A 22,505-nucleotide genomic window follows, 5' to 3' on the forward strand; every position below is an offset into this window, starting at 1 on the left:
CTCGCCAGTGCCATCGCCCTGTGTGAGCCTGTGCAAGATGAACCGGGATACCGGTTATTGCGAGGGCTGCCTGCGCACGATCGACGAGATTGTCGCCTGGGCCAACGCCGACGACGATTACAAGCGTGCCGTGTGGGCCCAGCTCCGCGTGCGCGAGCAGCAGATCGCGTTCGACTGATGGATCGCGCCGCAGCGGCGCCTGAAACGATGATGACACTACCCGATTCCATCCGCGTGTTCGAACGCGGCTGGCTCTCCGCCAACAACGTCCTCTTGATCGGCCGCCACGACACGGCGCTGATCGACAGCGGCTACGTGACGCACGCGCCACAGACGCTGGCGCTGGTGCGCCACGCGCTGCCCGGCCGCCGCCTGGACCGCCTGTACACGACGCACCTGCACTCGGACCATTGCGGCGGCAACGCGCTGCTGCAAGGGCACTACGGCTGCGACACGTTCGTGCCGGCGGCCGAGGAAGACAAGGTGCGCCACTGGAACGAGGACGCGCTGACGTTCAAGGCCACCGGCCAGCAATGCCCGCGCTTCACGATCGACGGCGTCGTCCACCCCGGCGACGTGCTGACCGTGGGCGACCTCGAGTGGCACGTGCTGGGCGCCCCCGGCCACCACGCGCACTCGCTGATCTGGTACTGCCCGGCGCACAAGATCCTGATCTCGGCGGACGCGCTGTGGCAGAACGGCTTCGGCGTCATCTTCCCCGAGCTGGAAGGGGAAGAGGGCTTCGCCGAAGCGGGTGCGACGCTGGACCTGATCGCGTCGCTGGACGTCCAGCTCGTCATCCCCGGCCACGGCGCGATGTTCGACGACGTGGCAGCCGCGCTGACGCGGGCACGCCGGCGGCTGGACTTCCTGTCATCGAAGCCGGCGAACAACGCCGAGTACGCCGTCAAGGTACTGCTGAAATTCCTGCTGCTGGAACGCCAGCGCATCCCCGTCGCCGGCGTGCAGGCATTGCTGGCATCGATTCCGCTGGTGGTCGAAACGAACCGGCGGCATCTGCACAAGAGTGAAGAAGAGCTCGCCACGTGGGCCATCAAGCAACTGGTGCGGGGGCTGGCGGCGAAGGTCGAGGGTGAGGATTTGGTGAATGTGTAATGGATGAGCTTGTGTCCCTTGGTGCCAGGCACGAGGAGACACGAACTCAGCTGTAACTACCGCTCAGCCTGTGTCCCGCAGGACTGTAGTCCCGCTGCCTGGCACCAGGGGACACAGCCTCGGCAGTAGATAGAGCTTTCCATCTAGATTTCGCACGATCGTACTTTTTCGCGACTATAATCAGTCGAATTGATCAACCTCAAACAGCGAGTCGACCATGGCCTTGCCTCCAGTGCTCCAGAATCTTTCTCTTCCCGTCATCGCTTCGCCGATGTTCATCGCCAGCGGCCCTGCGCTGGTGGCGGCGCAGTGCAAGGCCGGCATCGTCGGTTCGTTTCCCGCGTTGAATGCACGGCCGGCCGAGCTGCTCGATACGTGGTTGACGGATCTGCAGAAGGAGCTGGCCGATTTCCAGGCCGCCAGTCCTGACAAGAAGGTCGGCCCGATCGCCGTCAACCAGATCGTCCACCAGTCGAACGACCGCCTCGCGCACGACGTCGAGGTGTGCGTGAAGCACCAGGTGCCGATCATCATCTCGTCGCTGCGCGCGCCGCCGAAGGAGATGCTGGACGCGATCCACAGCTATGGCGGCATCGTGCTGCACGACGTCGTCTCGATCCGCCACGCGCAGAAGGCGCTGGAAGCGGGTGTGGATGGCCTGATCCTCGTGGCGGCCGGTGCCGGCGGGCATGCGGGGACGCTGTCGCCGTTTGCGCTCGTCGGCGAGGTACGCAAGTTCTTTGACGGCCCGATCGCCCTGTCCGGCTCGATCGCCACCGGTGGCGCGATCCTCGCGGCGCAGGCGATGGGTGCCGACTTCGCGTACATCGGCTCGCGCTGGCTGGCAACGAAGGAATCGAACGTGACGGATGCGTACCGCGAAGCGATCGTCGAATCGTCGGCGGCGGACATCATTTACACGAACCTGTTCACGGGCGTGCACGGCAACTACCTGAAGAAATCGATCATCGCCGCCGGCCTGGATCCGGAAGCGCTGCCCGAATCGGACAAGAGCAAGATGAGCTTCGGCTCCAGCACCGCGAAAGCCTGGCGCGACATCTGGGGCGCCGGCCAGGGCGTGGGCCTGATGGACGACGTGCCGACCGTCGCCGAGATGGTCGAGCGCCTGAAGAGCGAATACGACGCCGCGCGCGCACGCCTGGCGCTGTAAATGAAAAACCGGTGACAGGCACCGGTTTCAAGGAAACATTGCCCGAAAACTGGGGTCTGCCCCCAATTTCCGGGCAATTTTTTTATTTGGCCGCCACCGGCGCCAGCGTTTCATGCGCCGCATGCGTACGCTGCGGTGCGTTGTGCACCATCGTGTACGCATAGTCGATGCCCATGCCGTACGCGCCGGAGTGTTCCTTCGCGATGCCCGTCACGGCATCGTAGGTTTCCTTGCGCGCCCAGTCGCGCTGCCATTCCAGCATCACCTGCTGCCACGTCACCGGCACCACGCCGGCCTGGATCATGCGCTGCATAGCCATGTCGTGCGCTTCCTTCGACGTGCCGCCCGATGCGTCCGACACCATGTAGATCTCGTAGCCGCCTTCCAGCATGGCGCACAGCGCGAACGTCGTGTTGCACACTTCCGTCCACAGGCCGGCCACGACGATCTTCTTGCGGCCATTTTTCGCCAGCGCGTCGCGCACCTTCTGGTCGTCCCACGAGTTCATCGACGTGCGCTCGAGGATGGGCTGGCCGGGGAACACGTCCAGCAGTTCCGGGTACGTGTGGCCGGAGAAGCTCAGCGTTTCGACGGTGGTGATCGTGGTGGGGATGTTGAACGTCTTCGCCGCTTTCGCCAGCGCGACGGTATTGTTCTTCAGCGCCTGGCGGTCGATCGACTGCACGCCGAAGGCCATTTGCGGCTGGTGGTCGATGAAGATGATCTGGCTGTTCTGCGGGGTCAGTACTTCGAGTTTCGGGTCGTTCATGGGGGAACCTCTATAGGGTTGATGGGCCCGAAAATGGTAGGCCAGACAACCCTTCCCGCCCATTGCCCTTACGTGAGAGACAACGTTGCCCCCATCACGGGTGGCACGGCCAGGCAGCGGGGCCGCGCGACGTACAGCACCCCGTCGTCGACGCCCAGCACCGTCTCGATGCGGCCATAGCGCAGCACCGCCACGCCCCAGCCGCCGTTGACGCCCTGCAGCCGCGCTTCCACGCCGCCTCCCAGCAGTGCCCGCGGTGCGATGCGCTCGGCCGCGCCGACGACGTCCACGCCGCGCACCAGCCGCACCAGCGCATCCTCGTCATGCCGTTGGATCGCGTCGACGAACGCCTGCGCCAGCCGCGCACTGTCGGCGGCCGCACCGCGCCGCGCCGGCCCCGTCTGCACGCGCATTTTCGCGCGGCGCACCAGCTGGCGCGAATGCTCGACCTTCACATCAAGGATGCGCGCGACCTCGGCATGGGGCACGTCGAACACCTCGTGCAGCAGGAACGCGGCGCGCTCGTCGGGGCTCAGGCGTTGCAGCATCAGCAGCACGCCGTACGACAGCTCGCACAGCCGGCTGGCCTCATCCTCGCCGGACGGCAGCGCATCTTCGAGCCACGGCTCCGGCAGCGTCTCGCGCTCCTGCTCGCGTTCGCGTTTGAGGTGCCGCAGCCTGTCGATCGCCAGCCGCGTCGTCACCGTCGTCAGCCACGCGACGGGCGTCTCCAGCGCGCGTGCGTCGGCCGCGTGCCAGCGCAGCCACGTGTCCTGCACGACGTCTTCCGCCTCCGCCACGCTGCCCAGCATCCGGTAGGCGATCGACAACAGGCGCCGGCGCGCGGCCTCGAATGTATCCATCTGGTTCATCGCATCCTCCTGTCGCCTTGACGCTCGAGAACTTCAAAACGTGACAGCGATCGAAGCAAATATTTTCGTCACGCCGGCCCGCCCGTACACGTCAAGCAGGCATGCAGCCCAACCATGAGCATCACTCACCAGGACCGACCATGAACATGATCCCCACCGTCATCGAAAGCACCGGCCGCGTCGAGCGCGCTTACGACATCTATTCGCGCCTGCTGCGCGAGCGCATCGTCTTCCTCGTCGGCCCCGTCACGGACGAGACGGCGAACCTGATCGTCGCCCAGCTGCTGTTCCTGGAAAGCGAGAATCCGGACAAGGAGATTTCACTGTACATCAATTCGCCCGGCGGCTCCGTCTACGCGGGCATGGCGATCTACGACACGATGCAGTTCATCAAGCCGGCCGTGGCGACGATCTGCACGGGGTTCGCGGCCAGCATGGGCGCGTTCCTGCTGGCGGCGGGAGAGAAGGGCAAGCGCTATGCGCTGCCGAATGCCCGCATCATGATCCACCAGCCCAGCGGCGGTTCGCAGGGCACGGCGGCGGACGTGGAGATCCAGGCAAGGGAAGTGCTGCACCTGCGCCACCGCCTCAACCATATTCTGGCGGAGCGGACAGGCCAGGACGTGGCCCGTATCGAGCGCGATTCGGACCGCGACCGTTACATGTCGGCAGGCGAGGCCGTCGAATACGGCCTCGTGGACGAAGTGCTGAGGCTGCGCGCCCAAGATTGAAGGGTCAGGATCGCAGTGTCAGGATTGCAGGTCGGCGTTGTTGATCGCCCACAGGCCCGGCAGGTTGCGCCAGTAGCCATAGGCATCCATGCCGAAGCCGACGACGAAGCGGTTCGGGATCGTCAGGCCGACCAGGTCGGCCTTCACGGGCTTGGCCTTGCCGATCGCCTTGTCCGCGAACACGGCGATCACCACTTCCTTCGCCCCCATGTCCAGCAGCCGCTCCTTCACGTGCGCCAGCGTTTCGCCTTCGTCGAGGATGTCGTCGACGACGATCACCGTGCGGCCCGCCACGTTCGAGCGGGGCACGACCTTCCACACCACCTTGCCGCCCACGTCGTCATCGCCATAGCGGCTCACGTGGATGTAGTCGAATTCAAGCGGGAACGTCAGTTGCGGCAGCAGGTTACCGGTGAACACAACCGCGCCCCCCATTACGCCCAGCACGAGGGGAAATTCCTCTTCCTTGCCGAAGCGGGCGTTCAAGTCGTCCGCCACATGGCGCACGGCGTCCTGCACCTGCTGCGCGTCGAAGATCTGTTCCGCGTTGTCCAGCAGCGCGCGGGCCCGTTGATGATGAAATTCTTGCATGACCTAGTAAGTGCAGGATGAACGATGGCGCAATTATCCTGCATATCGCGGCAGGGTGTCTTCAACCGTGACAGTCGCGTTGCTGGCGGTCGACTACGAATAGTCGCGCCGGTCGTCGATCACCTTGCCGTCGTTCGGCAGGCTGCCGCGTGCCACCAGCGCCACGTCGCCGCGCAGCTTCGTCACGTCGCGGATCGTCGCCACCACGCCCGCGGTGTCGATGGAGCCGGCGTCCTCCGCTTCGCACTGCAACGTCATCGTTTCATCCGAGATTTTCCCCGTCACGACGAGCCGCGCCTTCGGCAAGCCGTGGCGGCGCGCGATCTCGTGCACCTGGGCCGGGTGGACGAACATGCCGCGCACCTTCGTCGTCTGGTCCGCCCGCCCCAGCCAGCCGCGGATGCGCGCATTGGTGCGGCCGCACGGCGATACGGCATCCGGCAGCAGCGAGGACAGGTCGCCCGTCGCGAACCGGATCAGCGGATAGTCGGGATTGAAGATCGTCAGCACTACTTCGCCCACTTCGCCAGGCGCCACGCATTCGCCGGTGCCGGGGCGGACGATCTCGAGGATCACGTCCTCGTCCAGCACCATGCCGGGATTGAGCACGCCGTCGGTGCGCGTCTCGTAGGCGATATTGCCCGCGTCCGCCGACGCGTAGGCCTGGCACACGTGTGGCACGCCATGGTCGGCGAACCACTTGCGCAGCGAGTCGGGCAGCGCCTCGGCCGACAGCAGCGCGTGGCGCAGGCACGACACGTCGGCCCCCGTTTCAAATGCCTTCTCGAGGATGATCTTCAGGAACGACGGCGTGCCCACGTACGTGTCCGGCCGCAGGCTGGCCAGCGCCTGCACCTGCATCTCCGTCTGCCCGCTGCCGGCCGGGATCACCGTGCAGCCGATGCGGGCCGCGCCGCTTTCGACCATGAACGCGGCCGGCGTGAAGTGATACGAGAAGCAGTTCTGCAGCAAGCCGCCCGCCCGCACGCCGGCAGCGTACAACGGCCGGGCAAAGCGCCACCAGTCTTGCGCACGCCCTTCCGGATCGAAGATGGGGCCGGGCGACATGTAGATGCGCGCCAGCGACCGCGGCGCCGTGCTGGTCAGCCCGCCCAGCGGCATGCGCTGCGCCTGCAAGTCCTTCAGCTGCGACTTGCGTGTGACGGGCAGTTGCGCCAGCCCGGCGCGGTGATCGACCGCGCGCGCGTCGATGCCGGCGAGGATGTCCGCCCAGCCGGGCGCCGTCTGGGCCTGCGCCACCAGTGCCGGCAGGCGTGCCATCAGGTCGCGTTCACGCTCGTTAGGGTCACGCGTCTCCAGCGCGTCGAGCGTGTCCGGGGTGTCACGGCTCATTCGTTTTCCTCCGCGATCTCGCGCTGCAGTTTCTTCGTCAGCTTGCCGAACACGATCTCGTGGGAGCGCCGCAAGAGCTCCTGCGCCTCCGCGTCGGAGACGGCCTTCGGGTTCTCGATCTGCACCCATTTCGCCCGCGCCAGGTAAGGCGCCGGGATGATGCCGGGACGGTCCGTCAGCGCGAGGAACGCGTCGTCGTCGACCTTGAAACTGATCCAGCCCACCTTCGGGTCTACGTGCGTCATGGCGAACATCTTGCCGCCGACCGCGAACACGAGGAAGCACTCCCATTTCACGTCCTGTGTCGCGCCGTGCAAGCCGGCGCAGAATTTCTTGGCTTTTTCGATATTCATGACAACCACCGTTTCCGGCGTCGGTAAAATTTCTGTTCGCGGAAGCTGCGCCGCCCGCCGCCGGCCACGCCAAGGTAGAACTCCTTCACGTCCTCGTTGGCAGCCAGCTCGTGTGCCGCACCTTCCATCACTACCCGGCCATTTTCAAGGATGTAGCCGAAGTCCGCATAGCGCAGCGCCACCATCGTGTTCTGCTCGGCGAGCAGGAACGACACGCCTTCGTTCGCATTCAGGTCCTTGACGATGCCGAAGATCTCGTCGACGATCTGCGGCGCGATGCCCATCGACGGCTCGTCCAGCAGGATCATCGACGGCTTCGCCATCAGTGCCCGGCCGATCGCGCACATCTGCTGCTCGCCGCCGGACGTGTAGCCGGCCTGGCTGTTGCGCCGCTCCTTCAGCCGCGGGAAGTAGCGATAGACGCGGTCGAGTTCATCGCGCAGCTGGGCGCGCGACAGCTTGCGCGTGTAGGCACCCGTCAGCAGGTTTTCCTCGATCGTCAGGTGGCCGAAGCAGTGCCGGCCCTCCATCACCTGCGCGAGGCCGCGCTGCACCAGTTCGTTCGGCGTCAGCTGGTCCACCCGTTCGCCAAGAAAGCGCACTTCGCCCTTCGTCACGTCGCCCCGCTCGCCGCGCAGCAGGGTGGAGATGGTCTTCAACGTGGTGGACTTGCCGGCGCCGTTCGCGCCCAGCAGCGCGACGATGGAACCCTGCGGCACCTGCAGCGACACGCCTTTCAGCACGAGGATCACGTGGTCGTAGATCACCTCGATATTGTTGACGGACAGCGCGTTCATGGCAGGCAGGCGGGCTTGATGTTCTTCTCCGCGGCGTACTTGTTCGACGATTCCTCGACGAGCTTGCGCACCAGCGCGCGGTCGCCGACGATCCAGTTCGGCGTGATCGCGACCCACTTCTTGCCGTCCCACTGCTGCACCTTCACGGCGCCGGAGCCTTCATGGTCTTCGCAGCTCGTCTTCACGGTCGGGAACATGTTGACAGCGCCGATCGCCTTCTGGCGTGCGGCGTCGATGTTCAGGTGTTCCAGGCCCCAGCGCATCTGCTCACCCGTGACGGGTTTGTCCTTGCCGAATTTTTCCTGCGCCGTGCGGATCGCCTCGGCGAACAGGATGCCGGCCGTGACGCCGCGCATGTGGTACACGGAGCCGATGCGGGCCTGGCTGCCCAGGTTGCCCTTGCCGGCGCCATAGACCTTGCTGCGGATCTCGTCCAGCACCGGGTAATTGCCGGGCGTGTTGAACGACATCGCCGTATAGCCCTTTGCCGCATCGCCCGAAGGTACGGTATCTTCCTCGGAGCCGGCCCACCACACGCCGAGGATCTTCTCGCGCGGGAAGCCGTTGCGCTGCGCCGTCTTGATCGCCACCGAATTCATCACGCCCCAGCCCCACAGGATCACGTGGTCGGGCCGCGCCTGGCGGATCTGCAGCCACTGCGCCTGCTGTTCGCTGCCCGGCGGCGCCACGGGTATCTTCACCAGCTCAAAACCCTGCTGCTTGGCCAGCGCTTCCAGCACGGGCAGCGGTTCCTTGCCGAACGCGGAGTCGTGGTACAGGTGGACGATCTTCTTGCCTTTCAAGGAGCCGCCGTTCTTGTCGGCCAGGTACTTGACCATCGCGGCGGCCTGGCTCCAGTAGCTGGAGATCAGCGGGAACACATACGGGAACACCTTGCCGTTGGCGGCATCCGAACGGCCATAGCCGATCATCGTCATCGGGATCTTGTCCTGCGGGATGCGGTCCAGGATGCCGTAGGCGATGCTGGTCGACAGCGGCTCGACCAGGGTGGCGCCGCCATGGCTGGTTTTCAGCCGCTCATAGCATTCGACGCCGCGTGACGGGTTGTATTCCGTCTCGCATTCCTCCCACGCGATCTTCACGCCGTTCACGCCGCCCGCCTGGTTCACCAGCTGGAAGTAATCGATGATGCCGCCGTAGAAGCCGGAGCCGCCCGATGCATAGGGCCCCACGCGGTACGAAGGCAGCGCGACGAACTGTTCCTGTGCCTGGGCGGCGGCGCCGGCGGCCAGTACGGTACCGAGAACGAGAGAGTGCAGCAGCTTCATGGTGTCTCCTTGATGTGTTTTTTTAATGCGGGAACGGCCACAGGCGCAATTTCTCTTTCCCGATCTGCCACAGGCGCGCCAACCCATGCGGTTCGACGATCAGGAAGAAGATAATCAATGCGCCGAACACCATCAATTCCAGGTTCGACGCGACATTGGTCGGCAGCGCCAGCGCATGCGCCACCACGTTCAGCAGGATCGGCAGCAGCACGATGAACGCGGCGCCGAGGAAGGAGCCGAGGATCGAGCCCACGCCGCCGATGATGATCATGAACAGGATGCGGAACGACAGGTCCAGGCTGTACGCTTCCGGTTCCACCGTGCCCAGGTAGGCAAAAGCGTACAGCGCGCCCGCCACGCCGCAATAGAACGAGCTGACGGCAAAGGCCAGCAGCTTGGTGCGCATCAGGCGGATGCCGATCACTTCGGCCGCCACGTCCATGTCGCGCACCGCCATCCACGAGCGGCCCACGTTCGAGCGTACCAGGTTCTTCGCCATCAGCGCCATCAGCGCGACGATCAGCAGCACCAGCACGTACTTGCGCTGTGGCGTATCGAACGCGTAGCCCGCGACGACGATCGGCTGCGCGGTGATGACGCCCGAAGCGCTGCCGCCCGTCAGCCATGAAATCTTCGTCAGGCACCAGACCACGAAGAATTGCGTCGCCAGCGTGGCCGCCGCCAGATAAAAGCCGCGGATGCGCAGCGACGGCAGGCCGAACGCGATGCCGACCAGTGCCGCGCACAGCCCGCCCAGCACGAACGCCAGCGGCATCGGCAGCCCCGGCACCCGGTAGACGAAGTTCCACGACGCGAACGCGCCCACCGCCATGAACGCGGCCGTGCCCAGCGACAGCTGGCCCGCATAGCCCGTGAGGATGTTCAGGCCGATCGCGGCCAGCGCGAAGATCAGGAACGGAATCAGGATGGCCGACAGCAGGTAGGGCGACGCGACGAACGGCACCGCCAGCACGGCGATGGCCAGCGTTGCCAGCACGACGATGCGGTCCTGCAGGATCGGGAAGATCTGTGCGTCGGCTTCGTAGCGCGTCTTGAACTGGCCCGCTTCACGGTAGAACATGTCAGATCCTCCGGATGATTTTTTCGCCGAACAGCCCTTCCGGCCGCACCAGCAGGAACAGCAGCGCGAGCACGTACGGGAACCAGCCTTCGATGCCGCCGCCGACCATCGGGCCGATGTACACCTCGGCCAGCTTTTCGGAAGCGCCGATGATCAGGCCGCCGACGATGGCGCCCGGCACCGACGTGAAGCCGCCGAGGATCAGCACCGGCAGCGCCTTCAGCGCCACGAACGTCAGCGCGAACTGCACGCCATTGCGAGCGCCCCACAGCAGGCCGGCCACCAGCGCGACAACGCCGGCCACGGCCCATAGGATGGCCCAGATGCGCTGCAGCGGAATGCCGACGGCCAGCGCGGCCTGGTGATCGTCCGCGACGGCGCGCAGCGCACGGCCGACCTTCGTCTTCGCGAACAGCATGGCCAGCACGGCGACGAGCAGGCCGCAGATCGCGGCGGCCGTGACGTCGAACTGCGATACGACGATGTTGAAGCGGTCCAGCAGCACCTGCAGCGGCACGTCTTCGATCGGCAGCGGCAGCTGGCGCACCTGCGCACCCCACAGCAGCTGGGCCAGGCCTTCGAGGAAGAACGCCAGCCCGATCGTGGCCATGAACAGCGTGATCTCCGGCTGGTTCACGAGGGGGCGCAGCACGACCCGTTCGATGGCGATGCCGAGGATGATCATCGCGACGATCGTGGCGGGAATGGCGAGCCACAGCGACATGCCGAACTTGTCCATCAGCCCCACGCAGGTGAGCGCGGCGAAGAACACCATCGCCCCTTGCGCGAAGTTGAACACGCCGGACGCCTTGTAGATCAGCACGAAGCCGATGGCCACCAGCGCGTACATCACGCCGGACAGCAGGCCGCCGATCAGCACTTCGAAGAAGAAGTTAATGTCCATGCCGGCCCTCCGGTGAACCTCCGGGCGCGCGGCCAGCGGAAGGCATGCCTTCCGAAACCCTGGCCTCGCTTCCTAGGTATGCGTCGATCACGTCCTGGTTGTTGCGCACTTCCTCCGGTGTCCCATCGCCGATCTTCCTGCCGTAATCGAGCACGACGACCCGGTCCGAAATATCCATCACGACGCCCATATCGTGCTCGATCAGCACGATCGTCGTGCCGAATTGGTCGTTGACGTCGAGGATGAAGCGGCACATGTCCTGCTTTTCCTCGACGTTCATGCCGGCCATCGGCTCGTCCAGCAGCAGGATCTCCGGTTCCGCGGCCAGCGCGCGCGCCAGCTCCACGCGCTTTTGCAGCCCGTACGGCAGCCGGCCCACCGGCGTCTTGCGGATGTGGCAGATCTCGAGGAAGTCGATGATCTCCTCGGCCTTGCGGCGGTGCGCGATCTCCTCGCGCCGCGCCGGACCCCACCACAGCGCCTGCAGCAGGAAGTTCGACGTCATCTTCAGGTTACGGCCCGTCATCACGTTGTCCAGCACCGTCATGCCCTTGAACAGCGCGATGTTCTGGAACGTGCGGGCGATGCCGGCCTTCGCGGCCGCGTGGCAGTCCATGTTGCGGCGGTGCGCGCCGCGCAGCACGATCTCGCCCTGCTGCGGGCGGTACACGCCGTTGATCACGTTCAGCATCGAGCTCTTGCCGGCACCGTTCGGACCGATGATGGCGCGGATCTCGTGTTCGCGCACGTCGAACGAGATGTCGGTGAGCGCCTTCACGCCGCCGAACGACAGCGAGATGTGGCGCAGGTCCAGGATCACGGGGCCGGTCTGGCGCCGGGCATTGAACAGCGCATCGGGTTCGTTCATTCGCATCGCTGTCTCCTCGCTCATGCAGCCTGCCGCGCGACGGCGGGGAACACGCGCGCGTCGACGATCTTCAGGTCGGCCGCCACCATGCCCGTGCGGCCATCCTCGAACTTCACCTGCGTCTCGATGAACTGGCTCGCAAAGCCGCCGTACAGCGCGTCGATCAGCAGGCGGTATTTATCGGCGATGAAGCGGCGGCGCACCTTGCGGGTACGGGTCAGCTCGTCGTCGTCCGGATCGAGTTCCTTGTGCAGCACGAGGAAGCGGTGTATCTGCGTGGCGGCCATCGCCGGGTCGGCGGCCAGGTCGGCATTCACCTTCTCGACGCATTCCTGCATCAGCGCATACGTTTGCGGGTGGGCGGCGAGATCCGTGTAGCCGGAATACGCGATGCCGCGCCGCTCGGCCCAGTTGCCCACCGCGTCCATGTCGATGTTCAGGAACGCGCAGACGGTGTCGCGGCCATGTCCGAACGCGACGGCCTCCTTGATGAACGGGAAGAACTTCAGCTTGTTCTCGATGTAGTTCGGCGCGAACATCGCGCCGCCGTTCATCCGCCCCACGTCGGCGGCGCGGTCGATGATCTTCAGGTGGCCGTCTTCGTCGAACAGGCCAGCGTCGCCCGTGTGGAACCAGCCTTCGGGATCGATCGCTTCGCCCGTCGCATCGGGGCGCTTGTAGTAACCCGTCATCAACGTCGGCGAGCGCACCAGCACTTCGCCGTTGTCGGCCAGCCTCACGTTGACGCCGGGCGCCGCCACGCCGACGCTGTCGAACTTGATCTGGCCATCCGGCTGCAGGCAGATGTAGGCGCACGTTTCCGTCGAGCCGTAGAACTGCTTCAGGTTCACGCCGATCGAGCGGTAGAAGCGGAACAGGTCAGGGCCGATCGCCGCGCCGGCCGTGTAGGCGACGCGCACGCGCGACAGGCCCAGCACGTTCTTCAGCGGCCCGTACACGAGCACGTTGCCGAGCGCATAGCGCAGCCGCTCCAGCGGCGGCACTGGGCGGCCGTCGAGGACGTCCGCGCCGACTCTGCGGGCCACGGCCATGAAGTGGTGGAACATGCGGCGCTTGACGGCGCCCGCGTCCTCCATGCGGATCATCACCTGCGTCAGCATGTTCTCGAAGACGCGCGGCGGCGCGAAATAATAGGTGGGGCCGATCTCGCGCAGGTCGATCGTCACCGTGTCGGACGACTCCGGGCAATTGACCGTGAAGCCGGCCACCAGCGCCTGCGCAAACGAGAACAGGCAATCGCCGACCCACGCCATCGGCAGGTACGAAAGCACGTTCTCGTCGTCGGTCAGCCGTTCGAAGCTGGTGCCGCCAACGCCCGCCGCGATCAGTGCCGCATGCGTCTGGCACACGCCCTTCGGCTTGCCGGTGGTGCCGGACGTGTACAGGATGACGGCCGTATCGGCGGCCTGGCCGGCGGCCACCTCGGCCTCGAACCAGCCGGGATGCTCGCGGTCCCACGCGCGGCCAGCTTCCTGCAGCCGCGTGTACGAAATCAGTTCGCTCTGGCGGTAGTGGCGCATGCCGCGCTCGTCGTCGTAGGCGATGTGGGCGAGGCCGGGGTAGTCCTCGTGCAGCTCGAGCAGCTTGTCGACCTGTTCCTGGTCCTCGGCGATCGCGTAGTGGATGCCGGCGTTCTCCAGCACGTACAGCATGTCCGCGGCGGGCGCGTCCTGGTACAGCGGCACGGGCACGCCGCCGACGCACTGCGCGGCCAGCATCGCCCAGTACAGGCGCGGCCGGTTGTCGCCGACGATGGCCAGGTTCATGCCGCGCGTGAAACCGAGCGCGGCCAGGCCGCACGCCAGCGCACGCACTTCGTCGTTCACCTGCGCCCACGTCCAGGCCTGCCAGATGCCCAGGTGCTTTTCCCGGTACGCACATTTGTGCGGCCGGACCCGGCCATGTTGAAGCAACAGGCGCGGGAATGTCTCCGGTATTGCGTTCATCAGTGTCTCCGATACAACGCGTTTTTGTTTGATGATATTAACGTGCCGGGTTACGCTGCGGCTGTCGTTTCAAAGACAATCCCTCCACTTTCGATGGTGCGACGCAAAATGGATCATCAATCTCCGACCTTGCAGGAAGCGCTGCGCAGCGCGCTGTGGGCCAAGTCCCTCACCGCCGAACAGATGGAGCGGGTGGAAGCGACCACGTTCGAAGTGTTCGTGCCGAAAGGCGGCTTCGTCTGCAAGAAAGGCGAAGTGGTCGACAACTGGGTCGGCATCGTCTCGGGCATGGTCAAGATGAACAACTTCTCGCCATCGGGCAAGAGCGTGACGTTCACCGGCGTGCCGCCGGGCGGCTGGTTCGGCGAAGGCTCGCTATTGAAAGACGAGCGCCGCAAGTACGATGCGATGGCGCTGCGCGACAGCCGCATTGCGCGCATGCCGGCCGACACGTTCCACTGGCTACTCGACAACAGCCTGCCGTTCACGCGCTTCCTGCTGATGCAGCTGAACGAACGGCTGGGCCAGTTCATCGGCATGATCGAACACGAGCGGCTGCTCGATCCGGATACCCGCGTGGCGCGCTGCCTGGCCGCGCTGTTCAACTCGCACCTGTATCCCGGCATCGAGCGCCTCGTGCAGATTTCCCAGGAAGAGATCGGCCTGCTGTCGGGCGCATCGCGGCAACGCGCCAACCAGGCGCTGCAGGTGCTGGAACGGGAAGGGCTGTTGCGTGTCGATTACGGCGGCATCCGTATCCTCGACCTGGACGGGTTGCGAAGATTCGAAAGTGCCCAGGCCGCTTGATATTTTCGGATTGACGTTATCTTTTTGATATGCGTCAAGGCTGCTGAGAGAAGCAGATCAAGCCCCCGTCAAAGCGCGCATCATCGCTGTATGCAGCCGATGAGGAGACAACGATGGGCACGCGCTTCGGCCGCCGCGCAGCGGACGGCACCTATGAATACCACGACAGCCGCGAATCGCTGGTCGCCGCCGAGCGCCGCGAACGCAGCGCGAACCGGGCGTTCTGGTTCGGCATCATCGGCTTCATCGCCGGCGCCGTGCTGACGTACACGCTGCTGGCCCACGCCGGCGGGCTGGAGTGGCCCCGCTTGGCCCGCTTCGGGGCGGTGCTGGCCGGCGGCGGGGTGCTGGCGTGGGCGCTGTCCCGCCTTGCCGACCTGATCTGGTACGCGATCCTCTCCATCGCCTTGCTGGCCGTGCTGACGGGCATCGGCGCGATGATCTGGGATGCCGTGTAGCGGCTTTGCCCCTTAAGTTAGTGCCTTAACAAAGGCAACGGGACTCCTGTTTTAGCCTGTCGGGTACAGCATGAATTCAGGAGTGTTTCCATGGCAAGGCTGAGCGGAAAACAAAAAGCATGGGTGGCGGCCGGCGCGCTGGCCGCCGCGTATCTCGTCGTGCGCGCCAAGACGCGGCAGGCCGAGGCGGAAAACCCGCCGGCGGGGCAATTCATCACCGTCGACGGCGTGCGGCTGCACTATCTGCAGCGAGGCAGCGGCCCCGTTGTCGTGCTGCTGCATGGCAATGGCGCGACGTCGCTGGATTTCGAACTGTCCGGCCTGATCGACGTGCTGGCCCAGCGCTACACGGTGATCGCCTTCGACCGTCCCGGCTTCGGCTACAGCGAGCGGCCGCGCACGACGATCTGGACGCCGGCCGAGCAGGCGGCGCTGCTGGGCAAGGCATTGGACGAGCTGGACATCCACAAGGCCATCGTGCTGGGCCATTCCTGGGGCACGCTGGTCGCCCTGGCGATGGCAATGGACAACCCGAACCTCGTGCGCGGCCTTGTGCTGCTGTCCGGCTACTACTACCCGAGCCCGCGCGCCGACGTGGCGCTGCTGTCGGCCCCCGCCGTGCCCGTGCTGGGCGACGTGATGCGCTTTACCGTGTCGCCGCTGCTGGGCCGGCTGTTGTGGCCCGCGTTCGTCAAGCGCATCTTCAGCCCGCGGATGACGGCAGAGAGCTTCGCGCTCTGGCCGAAGTGGCTGTCGCTGCGGCCTTCCCAACTGCGCGCGGCGGGCGCCGAGTCGGCACTGATGATCCCGTCCGCCGCCACGCTGCGGCACCGCTATGACGAGATCGCCGTGCCCGTCACGATCTTCTCCGGCGCAGGCGACAAGCTCGCCACGCACGAGCACAATGCCGAGCGGCTGCACCGCGAACTGCCGAACAGCCAGCTGCACACGGTGCTCGATGCCGGGCACATGCTGCACTACGTGGCGCAGGACGACATCGCCCACGCGGTGCGCGACATCGTCGAGGGCCGACCGCGGATGGACTTCCAGCAGACCACCCACCATGAGGGGCCGCTGATCGACCAGGAGCCGGTGGGGCCGCGGGTGCTGCACTGAAGAGCTCTTGCGCGGTATCATTCGGCTTCCTGCCAGCCTGCGATACCGACATGTCCGCTCCTGCACCGATCACCCCGCCGACCACGCCGCTGACCACCGCGCTGACTTCGCCCGCCGACCGCCTGGCCGCCCTGCGCGCCGCCATGCGCCGCCACGGCATCGATGCCGTCGTCGTGCCGTCGTCCGATCCGCACCTGTCCGAGTACCTGCCGCCGCGCTGGAAGGCGCGCGAGTGGCTGTCCGGCTTCACCGGCTCGGTCGGCACGTTCATCGCCACGCAGGACTTCGCCGGCGTGTGGACGGACGGCCGCTACTGGACGCAGGCCGAGACGGAGCTGGCCGGCACCGGCATCGCGCTGATGAAGATCCCGTCCGGCGCCAGCACGCTGTACGTCGACTGGCTGGCGGACACGCTGCCGGCCGGGCAGACAGTGGCCGTCGACGGTGCCGTGCTGGGCTTGGCCACCGCGCGGCTGCTGGGCCAGGCGCTGCAGGCGAAGGGCGTGACGCTGCGCACCGGCGTCGACGTGCTGGACGACGTATGGAGCGACCGCCCCGGCCTGCCGACGGAACCCGTGTTCGAACACGAGCCGCCGTATGCGACGACGCCGCGGGCGGAAAAACTGGCCGCATTGCGTGCCGCGATGGTGGAGCAGGGCGTCACCACGCACCTGATCTCGACGCTCGACGACATCGCATGGCTGTTCAACCTGCGCGGCGCCGACGTGCCGTTCAATCCCGTCTTCGTCGCGCATGCGCTGGTGTCGGCGCGGCAGGCAACGCTGTTCGTCGCCGACGGCAAGGTCAAGCCGGCATTGCAGGCGAAGCTCGCGGCGGACGGCATCACCGTGGCGCCCTACGAGCGCGCCACCGCGGCGCTGGCCGAACTGCCGCAGGAGACCGTGCTGCTGCTCGACCCACGCCGCGTCACGCACGGCACCCGGCTAGCCGTGCCGGCGCACGTGAAGGTGGTGGAAGCGATCAACCCGACCACCATGGCGAAGTCGCGCAAGACGGAAATCGAAGCGGCGCACGTGCGCGCGACGATGGAGCAGGATGGCGCGGCGCTGTGCGAATTCTTCGCGTGGCTGGAAGGCGCGCTGGCGCGCCGCCATGAAGAGCCGTTGAACGAGGTCGACATCGACCGCCACCTGACGGCGGCGCGGGCGCGCCGGCCCGGCTTCGTCAGCCCCAGCTTCGCGACGATCGCCGGCTTCAACGCGAACGGCGCGATCATCCATTACCGCGCCGCGCAGGAGAGCTGCGCGCGCATCGAGGGCAACGGCCTGCTGCTGATCGATTCGGGCGGCCAGTACCTGGGCGGCACGACGGACATCACGCGCGTCGTGCCGGTGGGTGAGACCACGGCCGCGCAGCGGCGCGACTTCACGCTGGTGCTGAAAGGGATGATGGCGCTGTCGGCCACGCGCTTCCCGCGGGGGACGAAAGCGCCGCTGCTCGATGCGATCGCGCGCGCGCCGATCTGGGCCGCCGGCATCGACTTCGGCCACGGCACGGGCCACGGCGTGGGCTTCTTCCTGAACGTGCACGAGGGGCCGCAGGCGATCACGCCGTCGCTGATGCCGGAACCGCAGACGGCGATGGAACCGGGCATGATCACGTCGATCGAGCCGGGCATCTACCGGCCCGGCCAGTGGGGGATCCGCATCGAGAACCTGGTGCTGAACCGGCTCGAGGCCAGTACGGAATTCGGTGAATTCCTGCGCTTCGAAACGCTTACACTGTGCCCGATCGATACGCGCTGCATCGACCGCGCCCTGCTGCGCGACGCCGAAATCGCCTGGCTGAACGACTACCACGCCACCGTGCGTGCGCGCCTCGCACCGCACGTCGCGGGCGATGCCTTGGCATGGCTGAACACAAGGACCGAACCATTATGAGCAACCGTTCCACCAGGGCGTCCAACGCGCTCGAGCGCCTGAAGGAGCGCAGCGGCAACCCGGCGTATTCGATGTCGCGCACGGGCAGCGGCCACTTCTTCCTGACCGAGGGGCCGGGCAAGCCGCCGCTGTGCCCACCGCTGGAACTCGACGACTTCGTTGCCTTCGTCAACGCGCAGGGCCCGCAGAAGCCGAAGCGCGTGAGCAAGCTGGACATCGAGTTCGAGAAGCAGCTCGTCAAGAAACCGAAGGCCTGACGATGCCCAACATACTGAGCGCGTATTGGTCCGGCCAGGAGCTGGTGACCAATGGCGTCATCCTGCTCAACCTGCTGGGCGCGCTGCTGCTCGGCATGCTGGTCGGTTACGAGCGCTCGTACCACGGCCGCGCAGCGGGCATGCGCACCTACGGCATCGTGTGCATGGCGTCGGCCGCGCTGACGGTGATCGGCGGCTATCCCGATCACTGGTTCGGCGGGCAGATGACGGCGCTGGCCGGCACCGATCCGACCCGTGTCATCCAGGGCATCGTCACGGGCATCGGCTTCCTCGGTGCCGGCGTGATCATGCGCGAGGGTTTCAACATCAGCGGGCTGACGACGGCCGCATCGATCTGGGCGTCGTCGGTGATCGGCATCCTCGTCGGCGTCGGCTTTTATGCCGCCGCGATGGGGCTGGCGCTGTTGTCGGCGATGGTGATGATCTACCTGTCGCGCATCGAGGCATGGCTGCCGTCGCGGCACGCGATCGCGATCACGATGCGCTTCAAGCCGGGCTTCGAACCCTCCGAGGAGTCCTTGCGCAAGCTGGCCACCGAGCGGGGTTACGAGATCGCCGGCGGCTCGCTGATGATCGCGCAAGACCACGGCCGGATGGAGTGGCGCTTCGTCGCGCTGGCGCTGGGCAAGCGCACCGGCACGCCGCTCGCGCTGCTGGCGGCCGAGATGGCGCGCTTCGAGGGCATCGACGGGTTTCAGATCACCCACGCACGCAACTGAAGACCGCAACTGAGCACCGCAACTGAGGACACCTATGCTCGTGACATCGCAAGACGTACTGGATTTCTGGTTCCTGCCGATCGGCGTCAAGGGCCATAACATGCAGCGCCCGGAATGGTTCCGCAAGGACGATGCGTTCGACCGGCAGATCTTCGCCCAGTTCGGCGACGCCATCGAGGACGCGCTGGTGGGCGGCCTGCGGTATTGGGACGACGAGGGCACGCAGGGCGCGCTGGCGCGCATCCTCGTGCTGGACCAGTTCACCCGCAACGTCTACCGCGGCACGCCGAAGGCCTTTGCCGGCGATGCGCTGGCACTGGAAGCGGCACTGGCGATCGACAACTCGGGCGCGAACCAGACGCTGCCCCCGGTCCAGCGTGCGTTCTCGTACATGCCGTTCGAACATGCGGAAAACCTGGCGATGCAGCAGCGCGCCGTGATCCTGTTCGACAAGCTGGCCGCGTCCACCGCGGGTTTCGACAGCATGCTCGATTACGCCAAGCGCCACCACGACGTGGTCCGCAAGTTCGGCCGCTTCCCGCACCGTAACGAGATCCTCGGCCGCCAATCGACGCCGGACGAGATCGAGTTCCTGAAGCAGCCGGGGTCCGGCTTCTGATGCGCGGTTTATCGATCGTCGGCGCCGGCCACGTGGGCAGCGCGCTGGGGCGCCTGTTCCACACGGCCGGCGTGTTCGACGTGCGCGGCGTGCTGGCCCGCTCGGCTGCCTCCGCGGCACAGGGCAGCGCCTTCATCGGCGCCGGCACCGCCACGTTTGATGTAGCGGCGCTGCCTGCCGCAGACGTGTACATGCTGGCGGTAACGGATGACCAGATCGTGCCCGCCTGCGCCACGTTGGTGGCATCCCGCCCGCTGCAAGGCGCGATCGTGTTTCACTGCAGCGGCGCGCTCTCTTCCGGCGCACTGGAAGCAGCCCGGCTGGCTGGCGCCGCGACGGCCAGCGTCCACCCGATCCGCAGCTTTGCCGATCCGGCCGCGGTGGCCGCCGATTTTGCCGGCACATTTTGCGGCATCGAAGGTGATGCCGCCGCTCTCGCGGTGCTGGCGCCGGCGTTGGAAGCGATCGGCGGCCGGCCAGTGACGATCGATGCCGCCGCGAAAACCGTCTATCACGCCGCCTCCGTCTTTGCCAGCAATTACCTGGTGACCGTGCTGGACACGGCGCTGCGTGCCTACCAGGCCGCCGGCATTCCGGCGGACATGGCGCGCGAACTGGCGCGGCCGCTGGCCCAGGAAAGCCTGTCGAACGTGTTCAGGATGGGGCCGGAGCAGGCGCTGTCCGGGCCGATCGCCCGCGGCGATTACACGACCGTGCAGCGGCAGCAGGCCGCCGTGTCGGCATGGGATGCCGAAGCGGGCGCGCTGTATGCCGCACTGGTCCCGCCGACCGCCGCGCTCGCGGCGCGCAAACCCCGTTGAATCCAATGCAAAGCCCGGCGGTTAAGTTCTCGTAAAAGCACAAGCAATCTTGTCAGGATAGGCTGCATTTATCGTTTTTTTGCTCACATTACGTTGTGCTGGAGCAAAAAAGTTTGCGCAGAGATCGACAAATTTGGCTACAGGCAATAAGCTAGGTCCTTCTTACATTTCGCAACAACTCATCATCGGCGCGATGCTCACATTGGCGCCGGACAGGGGATCGACATGCTATTTCTGAAGTCCACCACCGTGACGAAGGCGCCCGGTATCTACGAGGTCGACATTGCCGCGAAACCGCCAGGCAAGACCTACGGCGTCTACCTGGCAACGGATCCGGACAATCCACCGGCCGACGTCATCGCCGCGCTGAACGCCGCCGGCTTCGTGCAAACGCACAGCTCCGGCTACACGCACAAGGACCGCGGCAAGGTGCTGGACCTGCACTTCCAGAAAGACGGCACCGACCTGTTCAAGGGCTGGAAAGCGGAAGAATGCGCAACCAACATGGCACAGATCGAAAAGATCTTCGGCGACGTGGGCATCACGTACACGCCGCGCGTGATGTCGCTGGCTGAAGCTTACGCCTAAGTAAATATTGCCGGGAAAATGGTGACAGACACCATTTTCCCGGCAATTTTCTTCAGGCCACCTCGATGTGGTACAGCGCCCATGGGCAGCCGCCGAACCGTTCCTTGACGGGGCGGGCCGCCATCTCGGGCACCTTGCCCGGATCGTAGAGCGCCCACAGCGGGCCGAGGCCGCCCAGCGCCATCGGTGCGCCATCCAGATGTGTTGCGACGATGAACCGCTTCGCGCGCGCCTCCGCGCCCGTGATCGCGGCCGCGTAGCCGTCCACGGCGCGCAGCGTGATGCGCGTGGTGTCCGTCATCGTCACGCCGGCGGCCTTCAGCACGTCCGCCAGCAGCGGGCCGGTCAGCGCATGGGGCTTGGCGTCGTATTCCAGCATGGGCTCGATCTTCGTGGCTGGCAGCGCCGTCAATGCCGCGAAGTCGAACGCCCACGCCTTGTCGAACGACAGCTTGTGCTTGAGCATCATCTGGTCCGCCACCGGATCGAGCTTGCCGCGGTTCGCCTTCGGCAGGGCGCCGGTGACCGTCAGCAGCGCGGGCCCGCGGCGGGGGCTGGCCGGCGCGGCCATCGCTGGCGCGGCACTGGCTGCGGCCACGGCGGCCAGGAAAGTACGTTTATCCATCGATATCCCCGTGTTTCGTCTCGGCCGCTATCATAGCGTGCATGGACCTGTTCGACGCCGAGCCCACGCTGCAACCCATTCCCGTCGAGGATGGCGAGCTGGCATTCCTGCCGCAGTTGCCGCTGGCGCTGCCGAACGATGAAGTGCTGCGCCGCCTGCTCGACGAGACGGCATGGCGGCAGGAATCCATCATCCTGTACGGCAAGCCCGTGCTGCAGCCGCGCCTGTCCGCCTGGTACGGCGAGGCGGTCTACACGTATTCGGGCCGCACGTTCCAGCCGCTGCCGTTCACGCCGCTCCAGCTGGCAATCAAACAAGCCGTCGAAGCCGCGACCGGGCGGCGCTTCAACAGCGTGCTGCTGAACTGCTATCGCGACGAGCGCGACAGCATGGGCTTTCATAGCGACGACGAACGCGAGCTGGGCCGCGAGCCCGCTATCGCTTCCGTCACGTTCGGCGCGACCCGCACCTTCATCCTGAAGCACAAGACGTTGCCGAAGACGTTGAAGCTCGACCTCACCGACGGCAGCCTGCTGCTGATGGCCGGCACTTTGCAACAGCATTGGCGGCACGGCATCAACAAGGAAACGAAGCCGCGCGGCGTACGCGTGAACCTAACGTTCCGGCTGATCGCTTAACGCCCCCTTAACCATTTGCTGAAAAGCTCAAAAAAAGCCGTCAGTTTGGGCCGGGCCGCGTCGTTTCAATAGC

At 65.9% G+C, this 22,505-nt stretch carries 26 protein-coding genes; 14 read left to right on the forward strand and 12 right to left on the reverse strand.

Annotation, left to right across the window (positions count from 1 at the left end):
• Nucleotides 1–37 precede the first annotated feature (37 nt).
• The 3 genes from IP92_RS16705 (at nt 38) to IP92_RS16715 (ending at nt 2,287) form a co-directional block, all read left to right on the forward strand.
• Nucleotides 38–178, forward strand: coding sequence for a DUF1289 domain-containing protein (locus tag IP92_RS16705; protein ID WP_308807592.1), 141 nt, complete (start codon nt 38–40; stop codon nt 176–178).
• Nucleotides 179–207: 29 nt separating this feature from the next.
• A complete protein-coding gene (locus IP92_RS16710; RefSeq protein ID WP_145876992.1) occupies nt 208–1,116 on the forward strand; it encodes an MBL fold metallo-hydrolase in 909 nt (302 codons plus the stop codon).
• Between the two features lie 217 nt (nt 1,117–1,333).
• Nucleotides 1,334–2,287: an NAD(P)H-dependent flavin oxidoreductase gene (locus tag IP92_RS16715; RefSeq protein ID WP_145876994.1), complete on the forward strand. Its 954-nt coding sequence runs from the start codon at nt 1,334–1,336 to the stop codon at nt 2,285–2,287.
• 82 nt (nt 2,288–2,369) lie between these two features.
• Here IP92_RS16715 and IP92_RS16720 read toward each other — a convergent pair whose 3' ends face one another.
• Nucleotides 2,370–3,056, reverse strand: a complete 687-nt coding sequence (locus tag IP92_RS16720) for a hydrolase (protein WP_145876996.1) — start codon at nt 3,054–3,056, stop codon at nt 2,370–2,372.
• Nucleotides 3,057–3,124: 68 nt separating this feature from the next.
• A complete protein-coding gene (locus IP92_RS16725) occupies nt 3,125–3,928 on the reverse strand; it encodes a sigma-70 family RNA polymerase sigma factor (protein ID WP_145876998.1) in 804 nt (267 codons plus the stop codon).
• Nucleotides 3,929–4,068: 140 nt separating this feature from the next.
• On the opposite strand from IP92_RS16725, the gene clpP reads away from it, so the two are divergent.
• Nucleotides 4,069–4,659, forward strand: a complete 591-nt coding sequence (clpP, locus tag IP92_RS16730) for an ATP-dependent Clp endopeptidase proteolytic subunit ClpP (protein ID WP_145877000.1) — start codon at nt 4,069–4,071, stop codon at nt 4,657–4,659.
• An 18-nt stretch (nt 4,660–4,677) separates the two neighbouring features.
• Here clpP and IP92_RS16735 read toward each other — a convergent pair whose 3' ends face one another.
• The 9 genes from IP92_RS16735 to IP92_RS16775 all read right to left on the reverse strand — a co-directional run bounded on the left by IP92_RS16735 (nt 4,678) and on the right by IP92_RS16775 (nt 13,862).
• The gene (locus IP92_RS16735; RefSeq protein ID WP_145877003.1) at nt 4,678–5,250 is read right to left on the reverse strand and encodes a hypoxanthine-guanine phosphoribosyltransferase; all 573 of its coding nucleotides are present in this window, start codon (nt 5,248–5,250) and stop codon (nt 4,678–4,680) included.
• Nucleotides 5,251–5,343: 93 nt separating this feature from the next.
• On the reverse strand, nt 5,344–6,603 hold the full coding sequence (locus IP92_RS16740; protein ID WP_145877004.1) for a phenylacetate--CoA ligase family protein: 1,260 nt from the start codon (nt 6,601–6,603) through the stop codon (nt 5,344–5,346).
• Nucleotides 6,600–6,956 (reverse strand): MmcQ/YjbR family DNA-binding protein, encoded by a 357-nt coding sequence (locus IP92_RS16745; RefSeq protein WP_145877007.1) that lies wholly within the window; start codon nt 6,954–6,956, stop codon nt 6,600–6,602. The genes IP92_RS16740 and IP92_RS16745 overlap by 4 nt, the downstream gene beginning before the upstream one ends.
• The gene (locus tag IP92_RS16750; RefSeq protein WP_145877009.1) at nt 6,953–7,753 is read right to left on the reverse strand and encodes an ABC transporter ATP-binding protein; all 801 of its coding nucleotides are present in this window, start codon (nt 7,751–7,753) and stop codon (nt 6,953–6,955) included. The genes IP92_RS16745 and IP92_RS16750 overlap by 4 nt, the downstream gene beginning before the upstream one ends.
• Nucleotides 7,750–9,042: an ABC transporter substrate-binding protein gene (locus IP92_RS16755; RefSeq protein WP_145877011.1), complete on the reverse strand. Its 1,293-nt coding sequence runs from the start codon at nt 9,040–9,042 to the stop codon at nt 7,750–7,752. Before IP92_RS16755 ends, IP92_RS16750 begins: the two co-directional genes overlap by 4 nt.
• A 22-nt stretch (nt 9,043–9,064) precedes the next feature.
• A complete protein-coding gene (locus IP92_RS16760; protein WP_145877013.1) occupies nt 9,065–10,123 on the reverse strand; it encodes a branched-chain amino acid ABC transporter permease in 1,059 nt (352 codons plus the stop codon).
• A 1-nt stretch (nt 10,124) separates the two neighbouring features.
• On the reverse strand, nt 10,125–11,021 hold the full coding sequence (locus IP92_RS16765) for a branched-chain amino acid ABC transporter permease (protein WP_199271986.1): 897 nt from the start codon (nt 11,019–11,021) through the stop codon (nt 10,125–10,127).
• Entirely contained in the window at nt 11,017–11,901 is an 885-nt protein-coding gene (locus IP92_RS16770; protein WP_229418824.1) for an ABC transporter ATP-binding protein, read from the reverse strand. The genes IP92_RS16765 and IP92_RS16770 overlap by 5 nt, the downstream gene beginning before the upstream one ends.
• Nucleotides 11,902–11,915: 14 nt before the next feature.
• Entirely contained in the window at nt 11,916–13,862 is a 1,947-nt protein-coding gene (locus IP92_RS16775) for an AMP-binding protein (protein WP_145877019.1), read from the reverse strand.
• Nucleotides 13,863–13,970: 108 nt separating this feature from the next.
• Here IP92_RS16775 and IP92_RS16780 point away from each other — a divergent pair, with 108 nt between their 5' ends.
• The 9 genes from IP92_RS16780 (at nt 13,971) to IP92_RS16820 (ending at nt 21,169) form a co-directional block, all read left to right on the forward strand.
• On the forward strand, nt 13,971–14,669 hold the full coding sequence (locus IP92_RS16780) for a Crp/Fnr family transcriptional regulator (protein WP_145877021.1): 699 nt from the start codon (nt 13,971–13,973) through the stop codon (nt 14,667–14,669).
• 113 nt (nt 14,670–14,782) lie between these two features.
• Nucleotides 14,783–15,127 carry a hypothetical protein gene (locus IP92_RS16785; RefSeq protein WP_145877023.1) on the forward strand — a complete coding sequence of 115 codons (345 nt, stop codon included), beginning with the start codon at nt 14,783–14,785 and terminating at the stop codon, nt 15,125–15,127.
• A gap of 90 nt (nt 15,128–15,217) precedes the next feature.
• Nucleotides 15,218–16,243 carry an alpha/beta fold hydrolase gene (locus IP92_RS16790; protein WP_145877025.1) on the forward strand — a complete coding sequence of 342 codons (1,026 nt, stop codon included), beginning with the start codon at nt 15,218–15,220 and terminating at the stop codon, nt 16,241–16,243.
• Nucleotides 16,244–16,293: 50 nt separating this feature from the next.
• Nucleotides 16,294–18,144 carry an aminopeptidase P family protein gene (locus tag IP92_RS16795; protein ID WP_145877027.1) on the forward strand — a complete coding sequence of 617 codons (1,851 nt, stop codon included), beginning with the start codon at nt 16,294–16,296 and terminating at the stop codon, nt 18,142–18,144.
• Nucleotides 18,141–18,401 (forward strand): hypothetical protein, encoded by a 261-nt coding sequence (locus IP92_RS16800; protein WP_145877028.1) that lies wholly within the window; start codon nt 18,141–18,143, stop codon nt 18,399–18,401. Before IP92_RS16795 ends, IP92_RS16800 begins: the two co-directional genes overlap by 4 nt.
• A gap of 2 nt (nt 18,402–18,403) precedes the next feature.
• Entirely contained in the window at nt 18,404–19,141 is a 738-nt protein-coding gene (locus IP92_RS16805; RefSeq protein ID WP_145877030.1) for an MgtC/SapB family protein, read from the forward strand.
• A gap of 34 nt (nt 19,142–19,175) precedes the next feature.
• A complete protein-coding gene (locus IP92_RS16810) occupies nt 19,176–19,760 on the forward strand; it encodes a DUF924 family protein (RefSeq protein WP_145877032.1) in 585 nt (194 codons plus the stop codon).
• Nucleotides 19,760–20,581: a Rossmann-like and DUF2520 domain-containing protein gene (locus IP92_RS16815; protein ID WP_145877035.1), complete on the forward strand. Its 822-nt coding sequence runs from the start codon at nt 19,760–19,762 to the stop codon at nt 20,579–20,581. Before IP92_RS16810 ends, IP92_RS16815 begins: the two co-directional genes overlap by 1 nt.
• A 225-nt stretch (nt 20,582–20,806) precedes the next feature.
• The gene (locus IP92_RS16820) at nt 20,807–21,169 is read left to right on the forward strand and encodes a hypothetical protein (RefSeq protein WP_145877037.1); all 363 of its coding nucleotides are present in this window, start codon (nt 20,807–20,809) and stop codon (nt 21,167–21,169) included.
• A 52-nt stretch (nt 21,170–21,221) separates the two neighbouring features.
• On the opposite strand, the gene IP92_RS16825 is transcribed toward IP92_RS16820, so the two are convergent.
• The gene (locus IP92_RS16825) at nt 21,222–21,794 is read right to left on the reverse strand and encodes a putative pterin-binding protein (RefSeq protein ID WP_145877040.1); all 573 of its coding nucleotides are present in this window, start codon (nt 21,792–21,794) and stop codon (nt 21,222–21,224) included.
• Nucleotides 21,795–21,835: 41 nt separating this feature from the next.
• On the opposite strand from IP92_RS16825, the gene IP92_RS16830 reads away from it, so the two are divergent.
• Nucleotides 21,836–22,432 (forward strand): alpha-ketoglutarate-dependent dioxygenase AlkB family protein, encoded by a 597-nt coding sequence (locus IP92_RS16830; protein ID WP_145877042.1) that lies wholly within the window; start codon nt 21,836–21,838, stop codon nt 22,430–22,432.
• Nucleotides 22,433–22,505: the final 73 nt, after the last annotated feature.

Origin of the sequence: Pseudoduganella flava (assembly GCF_007830495.1) — a bacterium.
GTDB classification, from domain to species: domain Bacteria; phylum Pseudomonadota; class Gammaproteobacteria; order Burkholderiales; family Burkholderiaceae_D; genus Rugamonas; species Rugamonas flava.

What these genes read in the sequence shown, in the direction of transcription:
- IP92_RS16760 (WP_145877013.1), bottom strand. Translation starts at nt 10,123, where the DNA reads ATGTTCTACCGTGAAGCGGGCCAGTTCAAGACGCGCTACGAAGCCGAC.
- IP92_RS16790 (WP_145877025.1), top strand. Translation starts at nt 15,218, where the DNA reads ATGGCAAGGCTGAGCGGAAAACAAAAAGCATGGGTGGCGGCCGGCGCG.
- IP92_RS16725 (WP_145876998.1), bottom strand. Translation starts at nt 3,928, where the DNA reads ATGAACCAGATGGATACATTCGAGGCCGCGCGCCGGCGCCTGTTGTCG.
- IP92_RS16755 (WP_145877011.1), bottom strand. Translation starts at nt 9,042, where the DNA reads ATGAAGCTGCTGCACTCTCTCGTTCTCGGTACCGTACTGGCCGCCGGC.
- IP92_RS16770 (WP_229418824.1), bottom strand. Translation starts at nt 11,901, where the DNA reads ATGCGAATGAACGAACCCGATGCGCTGTTCAATGCCCGGCGCCAGACC.
- IP92_RS16740 (WP_145877004.1), bottom strand. Translation starts at nt 6,603, where the DNA reads ATGAGCCGTGACACCCCGGACACGCTCGACGCGCTGGAGACGCGTGAC.
- IP92_RS16720 (WP_145876996.1), bottom strand. Translation starts at nt 3,056, where the DNA reads ATGAACGACCCGAAACTCGAAGTACTGACCCCGCAGAACAGCCAGATC.
- IP92_RS16775 (WP_145877019.1), bottom strand. Translation starts at nt 13,862, where the DNA reads ATGAACGCAATACCGGAGACATTCCCGCGCCTGTTGCTTCAACATGGC.
- IP92_RS16705 (WP_308807592.1), top strand. Translation starts at nt 38, where the DNA reads ATGAACCGGGATACCGGTTATTGCGAGGGCTGCCTGCGCACGATCGAC.
- IP92_RS16750 (WP_145877009.1), bottom strand. Translation starts at nt 7,753, where the DNA reads ATGAACGCGCTGTCCGTCAACAATATCGAGGTGATCTACGACCACGTG.
- clpP (WP_145877000.1), top strand. Translation starts at nt 4,069, where the DNA reads ATGAACATGATCCCCACCGTCATCGAAAGCACCGGCCGCGTCGAGCGC.
- IP92_RS16820 (WP_145877037.1), top strand. Translation starts at nt 20,807, where the DNA reads ATGCTATTTCTGAAGTCCACCACCGTGACGAAGGCGCCCGGTATCTAC.
- IP92_RS16805 (WP_145877030.1), top strand. Translation starts at nt 18,404, where the DNA reads ATGCCCAACATACTGAGCGCGTATTGGTCCGGCCAGGAGCTGGTGACC.
- IP92_RS16710 (WP_145876992.1), top strand. Translation starts at nt 208, where the DNA reads ATGATGACACTACCCGATTCCATCCGCGTGTTCGAACGCGGCTGGCTC.
- IP92_RS16735 (WP_145877003.1), bottom strand. Translation starts at nt 5,250, where the DNA reads ATGCAAGAATTTCATCATCAACGGGCCCGCGCGCTGCTGGACAACGCG.
- IP92_RS16795 (WP_145877027.1), top strand. Translation starts at nt 16,294, where the DNA reads ATGTCCGCTCCTGCACCGATCACCCCGCCGACCACGCCGCTGACCACC.
- IP92_RS16810 (WP_145877032.1), top strand. Translation starts at nt 19,176, where the DNA reads ATGCTCGTGACATCGCAAGACGTACTGGATTTCTGGTTCCTGCCGATC.
- IP92_RS16815 (WP_145877035.1), top strand. Translation starts at nt 19,760, where the DNA reads ATGCGCGGTTTATCGATCGTCGGCGCCGGCCACGTGGGCAGCGCGCTG.
- IP92_RS16830 (WP_145877042.1), top strand. Translation starts at nt 21,836, where the DNA reads ATGGACCTGTTCGACGCCGAGCCCACGCTGCAACCCATTCCCGTCGAG.
- IP92_RS16780 (WP_145877021.1), top strand. Translation starts at nt 13,971, where the DNA reads ATGGATCATCAATCTCCGACCTTGCAGGAAGCGCTGCGCAGCGCGCTG.
- IP92_RS16715 (WP_145876994.1), top strand. Translation starts at nt 1,334, where the DNA reads ATGGCCTTGCCTCCAGTGCTCCAGAATCTTTCTCTTCCCGTCATCGCT.
- IP92_RS16825 (WP_145877040.1), bottom strand. Translation starts at nt 21,794, where the DNA reads ATGGATAAACGTACTTTCCTGGCCGCCGTGGCCGCAGCCAGTGCCGCG.
- IP92_RS16745 (WP_145877007.1), bottom strand. Translation starts at nt 6,956, where the DNA reads ATGAATATCGAAAAAGCCAAGAAATTCTGCGCCGGCTTGCACGGCGCG.
- IP92_RS16800 (WP_145877028.1), top strand. Translation starts at nt 18,141, where the DNA reads ATGAGCAACCGTTCCACCAGGGCGTCCAACGCGCTCGAGCGCCTGAAG.
- IP92_RS16785 (WP_145877023.1), top strand. Translation starts at nt 14,783, where the DNA reads ATGGGCACGCGCTTCGGCCGCCGCGCAGCGGACGGCACCTATGAATAC.